Annotated in this window: 15 protein-coding genes and 1 pseudogene; 10 read left to right on the top strand and 6 right to left on the bottom strand. The window is 37.1% G+C overall.

Annotation, left to right across the window (positions count from 1 at the left end; translation table 11 throughout):
* Nucleotides 1-138 precede the first annotated feature (138 nt).
* The gene (locus AC1DDX_RS12925; protein ID WP_477622122.1) at nucleotides 139-1566 is read left to right on the top strand and encodes a Gfo/Idh/MocA family protein; all 1428 of its coding nucleotides are present in this window, start codon (nucleotides 139-141) and stop codon (nucleotides 1564-1566) included.
* Between the two features lie 73 nt (nucleotides 1567-1639).
* Here the strand turns inward: AC1DDX_RS12925 and AC1DDX_RS12920 are convergent, their stop codons facing one another.
* Entirely contained in the window at nucleotides 1640-3490 is a 1851-nt protein-coding gene (locus AC1DDX_RS12920; RefSeq protein ID WP_288879040.1) for an alpha-L-fucosidase, read from the bottom strand.
* Between the two features lie 24 nt (nucleotides 3491-3514).
* A complete protein-coding gene (locus AC1DDX_RS12915; protein ID WP_477622121.1) occupies nucleotides 3515-4255 on the bottom strand; it encodes an AraC family transcriptional regulator in 741 nt (246 codons plus the stop codon).
* A 347-nt stretch (nucleotides 4256-4602) separates the two neighbouring features.
* Here AC1DDX_RS12915 and AC1DDX_RS12910 point away from each other — a divergent pair, with 347 nt between their 5' ends.
* Together AC1DDX_RS12910 and AC1DDX_RS12905 are read left to right on the top strand one after the other, a co-directional pair.
* Nucleotides 4603-5061: a response regulator gene (locus AC1DDX_RS12910; RefSeq protein WP_172659867.1), complete on the top strand. Its 459-nt coding sequence runs from the start codon at nucleotides 4603-4605 to the stop codon at nucleotides 5059-5061.
* Between the two features lie 35 nt (nucleotides 5062-5096).
* The gene (locus tag AC1DDX_RS12905; RefSeq protein ID WP_172659868.1) at nucleotides 5097-5411 is read left to right on the top strand and encodes a recombinase family protein; all 315 of its coding nucleotides are present in this window, start codon (nucleotides 5097-5099) and stop codon (nucleotides 5409-5411) included.
* On the opposite strand, the gene AC1DDX_RS12900 is transcribed toward AC1DDX_RS12905, so the two are convergent.
* The gene (locus tag AC1DDX_RS12900) at nucleotides 5406-5648 is read right to left on the bottom strand and encodes a hypothetical protein (RefSeq protein ID WP_288879041.1); all 243 of its coding nucleotides are present in this window, start codon (nucleotides 5646-5648) and stop codon (nucleotides 5406-5408) included. The two genes, AC1DDX_RS12905 and AC1DDX_RS12900, sit on opposite strands and share 6 nt — an antisense overlap.
* Before the next feature lie 201 nt (nucleotides 5649-5849).
* Between AC1DDX_RS12900 and AC1DDX_RS12895 the strand changes: the two genes are divergently transcribed.
* From AC1DDX_RS12895 to AC1DDX_RS12875, 5 genes are all read left to right on the top strand, one after another.
* Nucleotides 5850-7949 carry a sulfatase-like hydrolase/transferase gene (locus AC1DDX_RS12895; protein ID WP_337716594.1) on the top strand — a complete coding sequence of 700 codons (2100 nt, stop codon included), beginning with the start codon at nucleotides 5850-5852 and terminating at the stop codon, nucleotides 7947-7949.
* A gap of 202 nt (nucleotides 7950-8151) precedes the next feature.
* On the top strand, nucleotides 8152-8718 hold the full coding sequence (locus AC1DDX_RS12890; RefSeq protein WP_172659870.1) for a UbiX family flavin prenyltransferase: 567 nt from the start codon (nucleotides 8152-8154) through the stop codon (nucleotides 8716-8718).
* Nucleotides 8719-8884: 166 nt separating this feature from the next.
* Nucleotides 8885-10204: a tRNA (N(6)-L-threonylcarbamoyladenosine(37)-C(2))-methylthiotransferase MtaB gene (gene mtaB, locus AC1DDX_RS12885; protein ID WP_172659871.1), complete on the top strand. Its 1320-nt coding sequence runs from the start codon at nucleotides 8885-8887 to the stop codon at nucleotides 10202-10204.
* A gap of 31 nt (nucleotides 10205-10235) precedes the next feature.
* Nucleotides 10236-11390, top strand: a complete 1155-nt coding sequence (locus tag AC1DDX_RS12880) for a prolipoprotein diacylglyceryl transferase (protein WP_337716595.1) — start codon at nucleotides 10236-10238, stop codon at nucleotides 11388-11390.
* A 14-nt stretch (nucleotides 11391-11404) separates the two neighbouring features.
* Complete coding sequence (locus AC1DDX_RS12875) at nucleotides 11405-12199, top strand: inositol monophosphatase family protein (protein WP_288879044.1); 795 nt, start codon at nucleotides 11405-11407, stop codon at nucleotides 12197-12199.
* A gap of 132 nt (nucleotides 12200-12331) precedes the next feature.
* Here the strand turns inward: AC1DDX_RS12875 and AC1DDX_RS12870 are convergent, their stop codons facing one another.
* From AC1DDX_RS12870 to AC1DDX_RS12860, 3 genes are all read right to left on the bottom strand, one after another.
* Nucleotides 12332-12883 (bottom strand): NifU family protein, encoded by a 552-nt coding sequence (locus tag AC1DDX_RS12870; protein WP_048906593.1) that lies wholly within the window; start codon nucleotides 12881-12883, stop codon nucleotides 12332-12334.
* Between the two features lie 78 nt (nucleotides 12884-12961).
* Complete coding sequence (purB, locus tag AC1DDX_RS12865) at nucleotides 12962-14308, bottom strand: adenylosuccinate lyase (RefSeq protein WP_172659874.1); 1347 nt, start codon at nucleotides 14306-14308, stop codon at nucleotides 12962-12964.
* 137 nt (nucleotides 14309-14445) lie between these two features.
* A complete protein-coding gene (locus tag AC1DDX_RS12860) occupies nucleotides 14446-14649 on the bottom strand; it encodes a hypothetical protein (RefSeq protein ID WP_048906591.1) in 204 nt (67 codons plus the stop codon).
* Between the two features lie 209 nt (nucleotides 14650-14858).
* Between AC1DDX_RS12860 and AC1DDX_RS12855 the strand changes: the two genes are divergently transcribed.
* Nucleotides 14859-15425, top strand: coding sequence for an RNA polymerase sigma factor (locus tag AC1DDX_RS12855; RefSeq protein WP_048906590.1), 567 nt, complete (start codon nucleotides 14859-14861; stop codon nucleotides 15423-15425).
* A gap of 1 nt (nucleotide 15426) precedes the next feature.
* Nucleotides 15427-16039 (top strand): annotated as a pseudogene (locus AC1DDX_RS12850) (serine protease); the annotation flags it as partial.

Raw genomic sequence — 16039 nt, 5'->3', positions numbered from 1 at the left:
TACGCCTGTAAAATGAAATTTACGCAACCGTTTGTGTGAAAAAAACTTTTCACGCCTGCCCATAAGCTGTGTATATTGGTGGTATAAACTAATTTGACTTCTGGTCGAACAACCATTCTTAACCATATAAAACACAAGATGAAACCAAACCGTAGAAAATTTTTACAACAACTGGCAATAGGTTCCGGAGCTGTAGCTATCGGCCTTCCTACATTTGCCAATGAAAATGCGCCAAGCGATCATGAGCTGGCAGCAGCATTAAATCAGGGTAATAGCAGTCAGAGATTCAATATGAGTGGATATGCCGCTCCAAAAATTGATAAAGTAAGGGTTGGGATTATAGGTCTCGGAATGAGAGGGCCGGGTGCGGTTTCCAGATTGTCACATATAGAAGGAGTAGAGATCAAAGCACTTTGCGACAAATTACCTGCAAGAGCCTCAGCTGCACAAAAATACCTTACTGATAAAGGTCTTACTAAAGCAAAAGAATACTCTGGCGAAGATGGCTGGAAAGAAATGATTGAAAAAGAGGATCTTGATTTGGTTTATATCTGTACACCCTGGCATTACCATACTCCAATGGCTGTGTATGCTATGGAACATGGAAAACACGCGGCAACTGAGGTTCCGGCAGCACTTACTCTTGAAGATTGCTGGAAACTGGTAGAAACATCAGAGAAAACGCGCAAGYATTGTATGATGCTGGAGAACTGCTGTTATGATTTCTTCGAAATGTTAACATTAAACATGGCCCGCAATGGTATGTTTGGTGAATTAATTCATGCTGAAGGTGCATATATCCATAACCTGCTGGGGTTAAACTTCGATAAAAATGGTTATGCAGACATGTGGAGGTTAAAAGAAAACATCAATTTTAACGGTAACATTTATCCAACTCATGGTTTAGGCCCAATTGCACAATGTTTAAATATTAACAGGGGTGATAAAATGGATTATTTGGTGTCCATGTCGACCAATGATTTCCATATGGCTCATGAGGCTGAAGAAAGAGCCAAAAAAGATGATTTTTACAAACAATTTGTAGGTAAAAACTATCGTGGCAATATGAATACTACAACCATCAGAACAGCTAAGGGAAAAACAATGATGTTACAACATGATGTAACCTCACCAAGAATCTATTCCAGAATTCACCTGCTTAGCGGAACTAAAGGATTTGCCAGTAAATGGCCGGAACCTGAACGTATCTCGTTTGGCGAAGAATGGGTAACTGAAGATGGATTAAAGAAATTGTATGATACTTACAGCCCTCCAATTATTAAACATGTTGGAGAAATCGGTAAAAAGATTGGTGGCCATGGTGGTATGGACTTTATCATGGACTGGCGTTTAATTGATTGCCTGCGCAATGGATTACCTCTTGACCAAAACGTTTACGATGCTGCATCATGGAGCTGCATAGTACCATTAAGTAAAAAATCAGTATCTAAAAAATCGGGAAGTGTTGATGTGCCTGATTTTACCAGAGGAGCATGGACTAGCAATGCTCCTGTAAACCTAACACTAGATGGTGGTGGTAACACTACTGTTAGAAGTGTTAAATAGTAGCCGTCTCAAATAAAAAGGAGGGTGTAACTAAAAATCATGTGATACACCCTCCTTTTTATAGAACAAAATCTTACAAATTACTCTCAATAGCACCAACTTTTTCCCTGTAAAGGTCAATTGGGCCATCAAGCAATACCGCTACTACTGTAAGATCCTTATCAAGTCGGTCTTTTGGAAGTGGGATGTAAACAATTCCAGGTACAGAACTCCAATAGAGTTTGTTGTAGATCTCTGGTTCAATCATAGTTCCCTCTCCAACAATTCTAATCCGGCTCACCTTATTTTTAATTCCTTTTAATGCAATTGGCCCCGTAGGTTTCCCTTCCACAAAAAGATACACCGTCTGCTTGTCGGCAGATAAAGCACTTGCCCCCTGGTAATGTCCCTCAGGCAGTCCTTTTCCTGTCTTGTATAAGCTCTCCGCGTTTTTGGTGACCCATTTGTACAGTTCAGGATTTAACCCCTTTTTGCCTGCCTCGAAGTCTAAACCATCGGTCGGCAAATCTGTATCCTTAAACGGGTTTACTCCATTATGCAATGAACTCGCAATATTGTTAATCTGCGTTTTATAGTCCGCTCTTTTATTGGTAAGGTCATTGAAACTTAACGAAATCAAAGATTGATCATTTACTTCAACAGGATTATCAAATTTTAAAGCGATTACTGTTACATCCTGATCAGCTGCGGATGTAGGGATCTTGATCGAAATGTTCTCACCATTGGTCACAAAAGTTGCCTTCAAATCAGAGCCTACAATCTTAGCAGAGCGAACAGCCGATCTGATTCCGCTTAACAACAATCCGCCATTGTCCGGAACCCAATCGGCATATAAATAAAGCGTTTTTTTATCTGCAGAAAGTGCGGTTTTCCCATTAAAATGGCCTGCTGGTAAGCCAGCATGAGTCCCATAAATTGCTTCAGCATGCTTTTTGGTCCACCTGCCTAAGCCTTTCAAAATATTTCCCTGCTCTGTTGCAATAGTGCCATCGGCTTTTGGCCCAATGTCAAGCAATAAATTACCACCCATGCTAATACAATCAACCAACGTGCGAACAATCATATTTGGTGATTTATATTTAAAATCATAAGGCTGATAACCCCACGAATCATTCATTGTGTAGCACAGTTCCCAATATTCGCTATTTGGCCTAAGAACCGGGATACCCTGTTCAGGGGTTTCATAGTCGCCATGATGATTCAAACGAGAATTGATTATAATATTTGGATTATACTTTTTAAGGTCTGCCGAAATCTTTCCGGCCTGCCATTCCTCAGCAGAGTGCTCCCAATCGCCATCAAACCAGAGTAAATCAGGCTTAAAGTTCACAGAGAGTTCATTCATTTGCGTATGTAAGTACTTTTGGAATTTATTCCAGCGCTTAGGTTCTTCACTAAGTTTGTACCTTTTTCTGTCTCTGGTAAAACCGTCGTAATCAGGATGGCTCCAGTCTGGTAAGGAAAAGTAAATACCTGTTTTCAAGCCAGACTTTTTAACTGCTTTTATAAAGGGAGTAATTACATCTTTCTTAGCGGCACTTTGCTTTAAGGTGGTTGTCGCATCAATCGCTTTAGTATTCCAAAGGGATACACCATCATGGTGTTTAGTGGTTATCACAGTATATTTTGCACCACTTTCCTTGATTAGTTTAACCCATTCTTCCGGACGATAATTGGCTGCCGTAAAACCATCCAACTGCTTCATATAGTTATCATGATTGATGTAGTTGTTAAAAAACGACCATGATTCGGAGATGCCATTTACAGAATAAATACCCCAGTGTATAAAAATTCCAAGTTTTGCATTAGCAAACCACTCCATTTTTTGTTTTTTGTCGTCAATATCCTTAGCACCTGGTTGCTGGGCATTTACTTTGCCACATAGCATTATTACAAATAGCAAAGGGGTTATTCTTTTTTTCATTAAAAGGACTGTTTTTATGATTAATTATTTTTGTAAATATGATTTCTGATGTCCAACCCTTATCTCACTTATAAACTGAGTATAAGTTTTCCTTGTTCTCGATTTAAAGTATCTGCAAAATGAATTAGGGCTAATGTTGGCCACGGCAGCCATTTCCTCCATCTGAATCTTTCTTTTAAAATTAGCAAGAGAGTAATTGTAAATGGCATTAATCCTGTCATTCTCAGTCTCTTCAAAATCATGACGGAAACCGATAGACGACAATAAGCTGCTTTGTGAGTAGTTTTCTATAGCCAGCAGGGCTTCTACAAGTAAAATAATTCGTTTAGGCCCTTCAGATAATAAAATAGACTCTATAAGTTCTCCAATTAATCTTTTGCTTTTATCCTGAACCTGTACGCCCCTCTGGGCACGTTCCAACAACAATTTAAGGGATTTGTTTTCAGGAAGATTTAAAAATGAATTACCCCAAAAATTCTCACAAAAGTGTACTACAACTACATCTGCATTGCTTTTTTCGTCATTAAAGTAATTATCGTCAAATCTCCAGTAGTGAGGTAGGTGAGCGCCAACAAGTACTACATCACCAGATCTGAAACGTTTAATACTATCGCCAATAAATTGAGTTCCGTTGCCTTTTTTAAAATAGATCAGTTCAACTTCGGCATGATAGTGCCAGCGGTTGTTAATGTAAGGCACCTTGTCTCTTCTCGCGCTAAATGAATTTACAGAGTTGTTAGCTACTTTAAGCAGTTGAGGTTTCATCTTAGTCTAATTTAGTTGTCAGATGTAAGTCACTTAACCTAACTTATACTTAAAAGAATAAGGTCAAGATCCGGTTCATTTGATTTGGTTAGGTAATAATTTCTAAATGTATAAAAATCTTTTAAAATTACATGTATTGATGATTAAATGATGCTAATTTGTAAAAATCGCTGAATATTTGATGTTTTTACCCTTTGAATAAAACTACGCAAACGTTTGATAATGGCTTTAAACCGCGTTAATTATTAAGCAATACACCGCTTTTTTAATTGCATAAATATTAATAAAGAAAAATAAAACAGGACGTTTTTTCGTTTGTTATAATAGGCTAGCTAATTAAAACGGGAATGACTGAATTATCTGAGAAAAAAGAGCGTAAATCACAAAATATACTAATCATTGAAAATGATGATGATTTAGTAGAGTTATTAGAAGAGTTATTTAGTTACGAAGGCTATCAGGTACGTTGTTATAAAGATACTAATGATATTTTTTCATTGATGGAGGATTTTAAACCAGATATTGTATTAGTGGATTATTTACTCCCTGGAATTAACGGAGGGGAATTATGTGCCCAATTGAAAAGAGATCCGTCTACCAAACATATTCCTGTAGTTATATTTTCTGCGTATTCGCAAGTATTGCTATCACTTGGTAGTTACGGCTGTAACGCATTTATCTCTAAGCCTTTTGAGCTAAGCTCATTGTTAAATCAAATTAATAAATGTTTAGAAAATCCTTCAAAAATATTTACTGAAAAAGAGTTTGATAAAAAAACTTCCGCATCAGCGGGTGTTAATGAATAGGTAATCTTAGTTAAGTTGCCAAGAGAGTTTCAGTCATGAATGCAATTGGTTACATCAGGGTATCACCATATCTGGAGTCTGTAATAGCTCAGGAAACTGCAATTAAGACTTTTTGCGATCAGAAAGGATTAAACCTATTAATCGTTTTTAAAGATACCGGTGAGTACAATGAAGATATGGAGCGCGAAAGCTGGCTCGCCCTGGAAGAATACGTAAGATATAACCGCAGTGGAGTTGATTTTTTGCTGTTCTTACTGCCGGCAAAAATAACACGATTCAATAAAATGATAGATCAGATTCAAGATCATTTTAAACGGGAATACGGAGTAACGCTGGTGGCTGTGTTATAAATCACCTAAATGTTTGCTAATTGCCGAACCTAACTCATCAACCTGTTTATGGGTAAGTGAGCCCCATATTTGTTCCCATTTTTCATCTTTTCTAATCTGGGCCTCTTTATCATTCAGAGTGCATACATAATACGGTATTCCATCGGTGGTCTCAGTTTGCTTAACTTCTACCTTAATCTTTTTTTGTTCGTTGTCATGAAGCATAACAGTGAACTTTATGTCTTCGGATGCTTCCATAATTTTGTAATTTAGTTTTGTAATTTATACAACAACCAGTACGAACTAAAGTTTGGTTTTTGTAGTCTTCCTCACTTAGTTCGCACATTCCACACATATTATTCACAAAAAGGCACCTGCTTGTGGGTTTGGTGCGAAGAATGTGTAAAGAAATTTTTAAGTTGTTTATATTTGGTGAATACTAATGTTCATTTTTAGATAATGATAAAAGGAATCACGAAATTGTTTTTGTTGGGAAGCTGTGCTTTGATCGTTTTGATGCCCTCAATTGTTAACGCACAATCAAAAAAAAGTAGTGCTTCAAAGCCTAATATCATATTTATCTTAACCGATGACCTTGGATACGGCGATTTAGGTGTGTTTTTTCAAAATCAGAGAAAGGAGAAGGCAGATCAAAAACTTCCTTATCAATTTACTCCAAACCTCGACAAAATGGCTGCCAGTGGTGCGCAATTAACTAATCAGTATTGCAACGCACCGGTATGCGCCCCTTCCAGGGCATCTCTTTTAACAGGGCTTAATCAAGGCAATGCAAAGGTAAGAGACAATCAATTTGATAAGCAGATTGAAAATAACCATACTATTGCTACGGTACTGAAAATAGCGGGTTATGCTACATCAGTTATAGGAAAATGGGGTTTGCAAGGCGAAACTAAAGATGAACCTAATTGGCCGGCACATCCTCAAAAAAGGGGGTTTGATGATTTTTTTGGCTATATGCGCCATGCCGATGGACATGAGCATTATCCTTTTGAAGGAATTTACAGAGGTAAAAAGGAAGTATGGGACAATTATAAAAACGTAGCTGCGGATTTAGCCAAATGTTACACTACCGACTTATGGACTGCCCGTGCCAAGAAATGGATCATAGATCATGAAAGTGCCAAAGGACCCGAAAAACCTTTCTTCATGTTTCTTGCCTATGATTCTCCACACGCTGTGTTGGAATTACCTACTCAAGCTTATCCCGAAGGTAAAGGACTAAAAGGCGGCATACAGTGGCTTGGCAATCCTGGTAACATGATAAATACAGCATCTGGTAAAGTTGATTCTTTTGTACATCCGGATTATAAAAATTCTACATATGATAATGGAAAGGTAAAAAATGCGCCATGGCCTGATACCTTTAAGCGATATGCTACAGCCACCAGAAGAATTGATGATGCAGTAGGCGACATTTTGCAGCTTTTAGAGGACTTAAAAATTTCGGAAAATACGATTGTCGTTTTTACATCTGATAACGGACCATCTATTGAATCTTATCTTCCTGCAGGTTACCCACCTAATAACCCGGAGTTTTTTGGAGGGTTCGGACCTTTTGATGGAATAAAAAGAGATGTATGGGAGGGTGGATTAAGAATGCCAACTCTGGTAACCTGGGCTCAGCATATTCCTGCTGGTAAAGTTGTGGTATCGCCAAGTATGCTGTCAGACTGGATGCCTACCTTTGCTGATGTTGCAGGTATAAGTGCTCCGGCCAGAACAAATGGAGTTTCATTGGTTCCATCTCTAACAGGAAAAGGCATCCAGGCCGAAAGTTTAATTTATTCAGAATATTCTGAAGGGGGTAAAACGCCTGATTTTAAAGCTTTTGAGGCCAGCAGGAGGGGCCGGAAACGTGGGCAAATGCAAATGATCCGTCTTGGGGATTTTGTAGGTGTGCGTTATGATATCAAATCTGCAGATGATGATTTTGAAATATACGATATAGTAAGCGACCCTAAGGAAACTACTAACCTTGCTTCAATACCGTCCTGCAACGAATTACAGGTTCAAATGAAAGCCAAATCATTACAGGCTCGAAAGGCAGATCTTGAAGCTCCACGGCCGTATGATAGGGCCGAAATTCCGGCTGTTGAGATTTTAGATAAAACATATCCCGGACTTTCGTGGAAATTCTTTAAAGGAAATTTTCCATACGTAGTTTCAGAAACGGGTCTTACTGAAGTTTCAAATGGTATTAGCAAACATTTAGGAGAAGAAGTGCCAAAAGCAAGACCTGGAATGACACTATATGAAGGTTTTATAAAGGTGCAATCTGATGGAGAATACAGCTTTTCACTTCAGGCAAGTGGGAAAGCTTATATGAGAATTCATGAAGCAGAACTAATTGACGCGGATTTTGGTTATCAGTCAGTGAGCCAGGAAACAGAGCGTGTTTATCTCAAAGCCGGCTATCATCCGGTTAAGATTTATTATTTAAGAGAAGCAGGTAAAGAGCGTATACTTTCTTTAAAAATGAGATACAAAGATGGTGATTGGAAACCACTAAAAGGAACTGATTTTTACGCTATTAGATAATTTGTTAACCGGATTTTCTGACTTCGCAATAATATTCTAATTAAGATGAGAAAAAAGTATGTTTAAACTTTCATTTATTCAAAAAGATAATTACATTTGGGCTTACCCTTTCGGGGGTATGTTTTTCATAGGTAGATGTAGGGTCGAAAATTAATTTTCGGCCCTTTTTTGTTATCTAAGGTTCCGTATCTTTATCTGCGCTATGAGGAAGAAGAAAATTATTGTTGCAATTACTGGTGCCAGCGGATCAATTTATGCTAAATTACTGTTAGATAGTTTGTTGAAATTGTCTGATCAGATTGAAAAAGTAGGAGTAGTAATGTCAGACAATGCCAAAGAAGTTTGGCGTTTTGAACTTCAGAATCAGGATTACGACCGTTACCCCTTTACTTTTTACCCAAAAATGGATTTTAATGCTCCATTTGCGTCAGGATCGGCTAAGTTTGATACAATGATCATCATTCCATGCTCAATGGGTACTCTGGGCAGAATTGCACATGGGATTTCTAACGATTTAATTTCCAGGGCTGCAGATGTTGTATTGAAGGAACGCAGGAAATTAATAGCCGTAGTAAGAGATACGCCTTTTAGCCTTATTCATATTAATAACATGAAAGCTGTAACGGAAGCAGGAGGGATTATATGCCCTGCCAGCCCATCTTTTTATTCCTTACCCAAAACTATTGAAGAGGTTGCACAAACAGTAGTAAGTCGTGTAATAGATCTTGCAGGACTAGAGCAAGATAGTTATCGCTGGAATGAATCATAATTTCATTTAAAACCTTATCTTTGCAGGCTTATTGGGATATCTAAAAATTTACAATCGTCATGCTGAATTTATTTCAGCATCCCGAATTTGATATTCTAAACATGCTTAAACGGGATGCTGAAATAAATTCGGCACGACGCGTGCATAATTATAGCGATAACACTGAATGAAGAAGGTTGCATTTTATACACTGGGTTGTAAGTTGAATTTCTCTGAAACTTCAACAATTGGCAGGTTATTTACCGATGCCGGATATGCTGTTGTAGACTTTACAGATGGAGCGGATGTGTATGTAATAAACACCTGTTCTGTAACAGAGCATGCTGATAAAAAGTGCCGTAAAGTAGTTAAAGAGGCTTTAAAGTACGCACCCAACGCGTATGTAACCATAGTAGGATGTTATGCTCAGTTAAAACCTGTTGAGATTGCCGAAATAGAAGGCGTTGATATGGTGCTTGGTGCAGCAGAGAAATTCCGGATAGTTGAATACATCTCTGATCTTACCAAACAGCCTAAGGCCGTTATTCATCAGCAAAACATCGAAAAAGTTAATCATAATTTTATTGCAGCCTATTCAATAGGTGATAGAACACGTACTTTCTTAAAGGTGCAAGATGGATGTGATTATCCATGTACTTATTGTACAATACCATTGGCGCGTGGGGGCAGCAGAAGCGATACCATCGAAAATGTAGTAAACCGCGCTAAACAAATAGCCGAAAGCGGCGTTAAAGAAATTGTACTTACGGGGGTAAATCTTGGCGATTTCGGAATAAGAAACGGAGAAAGAGAAGATAAATTCTTTGACCTGGTAAAAGCACTGGATGAGGTTGAGGGTATAGAAAGGATAAGAATTTCTTCTATCGAACCGAATTTGTTAAGCAATGAAATCATTGAATTTGTTGCTACTTCCAAAAGATTTGTACCTCATTTTCATATCCCTCTGCAGTCTGGATCTAATAAAATATTAGGTTTAATGCGCAGACGTTACCAACGGGAACTTTATACCGAACGAGTTGCTAAAATTAAAGCTTTAATACCTAATTGCTGTATTGGAGTTGATGTAATCGTTGGATTTCCTGGTGAAACTCATGAAGATTTTCTGGATACTTATCAATTCTTAAACGAGCTTGATATTTCTTACCTGCACGTATTTACCTATTCAGAACGCGAGCAAACAGCAGCGGCTGAAATGAAAGGCGTTGTTGCCGGAAGTGCCCGTGCGGATAGAAGCAAAATGCTTCATATTTTGTCTGATAAAAAGAGAAGGGCCTTTTATCAATCTCAGATTGGTTCAATTGGCGAAGTGCTTTTTGAAGACGACCAAAAGAATGGTTTTATGCATGGTTTTACCAAGAACTATGTAAAAGTTAAAGCTAAATATGACCCGGTAATGGTAAATGAAATCAAAACCGTAAAACTTATTGAGCTTACCGCCGATGGTGAGGTAGAAGTTGCCGAAACAGAAGAAGTTTTAGCGCATTAATACTATATTCGCATAAAACTTTTTTATACGTATGTTTCCTACTGTATCTCATTTTTTAGAATATCTTTTTGGTATACAAGTCCCATTGCCGTTTAACACCTTTGGTGTTTTTGTCGCTTTAGCTTTTATTGCTGGTTACTGGGCTTTTACTCATGAGTTTAAACGTAAGGAAGCACTTGGTATTCTTCATCCAATCAAAAAAACGATGACTATTGGTAAGCCTGCTACTACAACTGAGCTGGCTTATAATGGTGTATTCGGGTTCCTGATCGGGTATAAATTAGTTTATGCACTCTTAAACTATCAGCTGTTTGTAAGCGATGCCCAAACAGTACTTCTTTCATTAAAAGGTAATATACTTGGAGGCTTGTTTTTTGCTGGTTTGTTTGCTTACTGGGATTATAAAGAGAAAAATGCGCATAAATTACCCAAACCAAAAACTGTTGAAGTAACGCAGCACCCATATGAATTAATGGGTACTCTTATCGTTTGGGCCGCTATCTGGGGCTTTCTTGGAGCAAAGATATTCGATAACCTGGAACATTGGGACTCATTTGTAAAAGATCCTATCGGCAGCTTATTGTCATTTAGTGGTTTAACGTTTTACGGTGGACTAATCTGTGGCGGTGCTGCTGTTTTATATATCGCAAGGAAAAATAATATTAAAGTATTGCACATGCTTGATATTGGCGGACCAGGTATGATGCTTGCGTACAGTGTGGGCAGAATTGGTTGCCATATGTCTGGTGATGGCGACTGGGGAATCGCTAATCTAAACGCTAAGCCAATTTCATGGCTTCCGGATTGGTTATGGGCTTATACCTATCCAAATAACGTTGCTAACGAAGGAAATCCTATTGCGGGTTGCGTTGGCAGGTTCTGTAACGAATTACCTCAGCCGGTATACCCAACACCTATATATGAGGTAATCGTATGCTTTATACTGTTCCTGATCTTATGGAAGATCCGTGACCGTATTAAATCTCCGGGAATGATGTTTGGTATATACTTAATGCTAAACGGTCTGGAACGCTTCTTTATTGAATTGATCAGAGTAAATACTAAATATAATGTTGCCGGTATACATTTTACGCAGGCAGAGCTAATTTCAAGTATTCTGTTTTTGTCTGGCTTAGGTCTTGTTTTATATTCATACAAGAACAAAGAAAAGTTGGCTAACTATTAAAATTTTTTTCTGAGTTGAATTACGAATTAATATGTTCTAAGGTAATTGCTGTTACCCGCTTAACAGGCAATTTTATAAGAAAAGAGTCGATGAACTTCGATGCAGGTGCTGTCGAGTTCAAAGGCCTAAACGATATGGTTTCCTATGTAGATAAGAATGCTGAAAAGTTATTGGTTAGAAATTTAGCCAAGCTAATTCCTGAAGCAGGTTTTACTACTGAAGAAGAAACCATAAATAGCAAAGGTGCTGTTTACAATTGGATCATAGATCCATTAGATGGCACTACCAACTTTATTCATGGTGTTCCCACTTATTCTATAAGCATAGCGCTTTATGAAGAGGATAAACCCGTTGTTGGTGTAGTTTATGAGATAAACCGCGGAGAGATGTTTTATTCTTATAAAGGTGGCGATGCTTATTTAAACAACAAAGTGATTAAGGTTTCTTCCAGACCAGGTTTATCAGATTGTTTACTGGCTACAGGATTTCCATATTATCAGTTCGAGAAACAGGCACAATACATGCAGCTACTTTCAGAAATGATGCAGAAAACGCATGGCTTACGGCGCATAGGTTCGGCTGCGGTTGATTTAGCTTATGTAGCATGTGGCAGGTTCGATGCTTTCTTTGAGTATAACCTGAATGCCTGGGATGTTGCTGCCGGTGCTTTTCTGGTACAACAGGCAGGTGGAAATATATTAAACTTTGCCGGAGGCGATGAATTTCTAGAAACCAGAGAAATTCTGGCAACAAATGGCTTGATTGATGGTGAAATCTTAGAAGCTATTAAACGGAGTTTTAAAAGTTAATAGAATTAGTCGTGTTATCGCCACCATGTCATCCTGAAGTAAATTCAGGATGACAAAGATTATAAGAACAACATAAAACAAAAGAGCCTGTTTCAACATTGAAACAGGCTCTTTCTTTATATTTAAATCGGCTTACAAAGCTTCAGACACTACTTCTTTCACTTCAGGAACCATGCGTTGCAATAAATTCTGAATTCCTGATTTCAAGGTAATGGTAGAAGAAGGGCAACCGCTGCATGAACCTCTAAGCTCAACAGTTACAACACCCTCATCAAATGATTTGTAGCTAATTGCACCACCATCTTGTTCAACTGCCGGGCGAACATAATCATGTAGAATTTGCTGAATTTTAATCTCAAGATCTGTTCCTTCAAAAGTAGGTGTCTCATCAGATGTTTCTTCTTTTATTTTATATTCAGATTCAACAGCTCCTTTAACAAATTCTTTAAGAATTGGTTCGATATCCGGCCATTCAACACCCTCTGTTTTTGTAATCGTAACAAAGTTACTTGCAAAAAAAACACCATTAACAAAGTTGAACTTAAACAGTTCCTTTGCAAAAGGAGAGTGCTCAGCACTTTCTTTAGTTGCGAAATCTTCACTGCCATTGATCAATAATTTATTGACCATGAATTTCATTGTAGCAGGGTTTGGAGTTTGTTCAGTATATACGTTAATAGTCATTGTCTTCTTTTTTTCTACAAAAATAAATAATTCGTTGGTGCAATTTAAGGTATCGATGTCTGTTTTAGGTCATTATATCTAAAATACGCCCGTGTAGTTAAAAGGAGTGATGTTCTTTAATTCCTGTTTAATCTGATCATTCACATTTAAACCATCAATAAAGTTCGCCATGGTATCAGCAGTAATCTTCTGATTGGTACGGGTAAGATCTTTAAGTGCTTCGTATGGGTTAGGATAAGCCTCTCTTCTAAGTACAGTCTGAATTGCTTCAGCAACCACAGCCCAGTTGTTTTCAAGGTCGGCATTAATAGCTTCATTATTCAGCAATAATTTATTTAAACCTTTTAACGTAGATGCAATAGCTATTGTAGTGTGAGCAAGAGGCACGCCTACATTTCTAAGTACCGTAGAATCTGTAAGGTCCCTTTGTAAGCGTGAAATTGGTAATTTAGCCGCAAAAAATTCGAATAACGCATTTGCTATACCAGCATTACCCTCTGCATTTTCAAAATCAATAGGGTTTACTTTATGAGGCATTGCAGAAGAACCAACTTCACCTTCTTTAATCTTTTGTTTAAAGTAGTTTTTAGAAATGTACGCCCAAATGTCTCTATCAAGATCAATAATGATGTTGTTTATTCTTTTTAAAGCATCACATTGTGCAGCAAATTGATCATAATGCTCAATTTGAGTAGTATACTGAGCGCGCGAAAGGCCTAATATCTCATTTACAAAATTATTAGAGAAATCTACCCAGTTTACACCAGGATAAGCAATATGGTGTGCATTAAAATTACCTGTTGCACCGCCAAATTTTGCGCTGTTAGGGATGTTTTTTAAGTTATTTAACTGAATCTCTAAACGTTCAGCAAATACCATAAACTCTTTACCAAGTTTAGTAGGAGATGCAGGCTGTCCATGCGTATGTGCAAGTAAGGGCACATCTTTCCATTCAGTAGCCAGACTTTTTATTTTAGCAATCAACTCAGCTATTTGAGGATAGTAAACTTCATTTAAAGCTAGTTTAATAGTATAAGGTATAGCTGTGTTGTTGATATCCTGAGATGTTAATCCGAAATGGATAAACTCTTTATAAGCTTCGAGACCCAATTGATCAAATTGCTTTTTTATAAAATATTCAACCGCTTTAACATCATGATTGGTGATCTTTTCTGTGTCTTTAATTTCCTGAGCATGGTTATCATCAAACTGCTCATGAATTAAACGTAGTTTACCGTAAATAGATTTATCGAATTCTTTTAAACCAGGTAAGCCTGTTTCACAAAGTGCAATAAAGTATTCAATTTCTACAAATACTCTGTATTTTATTAATGCTGACTCTGAAAAATATTTAGAAAGGCTTTGAGTAGTGTTTCTATAACGTCCATCAACTGGAGAAATAGCTTGAAGAGGAGATAAATTCATGAATTTGACTTATTTTTACAAGCGCAAATGTAGCATTTATTAGCCTTTTAATGAAGTAAGGTTGCTGAAAAGCAAAACTTTGGATAACAAAAAAGGCCTTGGAGATTCCAAAGCCTTTTTTATTTTGTTAAAAATGACTAGTGTTTAGTTGAGTCAACAGTAGTAGTTACAGTAGTATCTTTTACAGTTGAATCAGTTACGTTAGTATCAACTTGAGTAACAACAGTAGATGAATCAGTTACAGTAGTATCTGTAGATTCACCTGTTTTCTCAGAGTTACAAGCTGCTACTGATAAAGAGATTGCTAAAGCTAAAAAGCCAAATTTAAATGCGTTTTTCATTCTAATTCTATTTTAAATAATTAATTAATTTTACAGATTAATACAGGAAAGTTTAAAAGGTAACCCACCTAATTGAAAAAAAAATAAAAAATATTTTAATGTGGGTTACTGGGTTACTCTTTATAGTATTGCCGTATTAAGGAAGAAATAAAAAAAGTAATTTTTTTTGTTATCATTGGGTTACCATTCACGTTTAAATGTATTAATTGGTGAGTAATAAGTTAAGCAGTTCAGTTCCAACAGATAGAGAGGTAGTTTTAGGGGTCTTAAATAACTCAGAAGAAGCGCTAAATAAATTGTATACGGGGTATTTTCCGATGATTTTACAGTTTATATTAAATAATAACGGTGATGAAGATGATGCAAAAGATGTGTATCAGGAAGGCATAATTGTTTTATATAATAAAATTAAAAGCGGAGATTTCGAGTTAAGCAGTAAACTAAAGACCTATATATACTCAGTCTGCAGACGTATTTGGTTAAAGAAGTTAGCACAGCAAAGCAAGAAAACCAATAACATCTCTGACTTTGAGGATGTGATAGCGATAGAAGAGGATGTTGAACAGCATGAAGAGAAGGATAGGCAATTTGATAAGATGCAAGAAGCACTCCTCCATTTAGGTGAACCCTGCAAGACCATTATTCAGGATTTTTATATTAACAACCTTTCCATGCAGGAAATTTGTGAAAAGTTTGGGTATACCAATACCGATAACGCAAAAACACAAAAATATAAGTGCTTACAAAGGTTAAAGAAATTATTTTTTCAATCGTGATATGAGGAACGAAATAGAGTTAGAGGGCAYAATTGAAGATTACCTTAACGGTAAACTTACTGAGGCAGAAGCTACCGCTTTTGAGCAACTACGCTTAAATGATCCRACTGTTGATCATAAGGTTGTTGCGCACAAGGTTTTTCTGGATTCGTTAAAGGATTATGCCTCAAATCTTGATTTGAAAAACAAGATGGATCATGCACATGATCAGATCGATGTTGATGCTTTAAGCAGAAAGCTTGGACCTCATCCTTCGTTTATTGTTAATATGTGGCGTAAAAATAAATCAGCAATTGCTGTGGCCGCCTCTTTTATATTATTAACAATTGTTACCATTTATTCTATACAACAAACTACAGAGCAAACCGGTAGCTATAAACAAATGAGTGCTGAGCTTAGTAAGCTTAAAAGTTCTACCAATAACCTGATCAGAGATGTAAAATCAAGCCAGAATTCAAAGGTGCCTGTTAAGCCCGTGAAATTTGGCGGTACCGGTTTTGCAATTTCTTCTAACGGATATATCTTAACTAGCTATCACGTAGTCGAAAAATCTGATACGGTGTACGTTCAGAACAACAAAGGTGATCTTTATAAAGTTGATATTACCTATAAAG

The organism is Pedobacter sp. 10L46_2 (assembly GCF_056395165.1).
The sequence above is the reverse complement of the archived record's forward strand: the minus strand, read 5'-3'. Positions and strand labels throughout refer to the sequence as shown.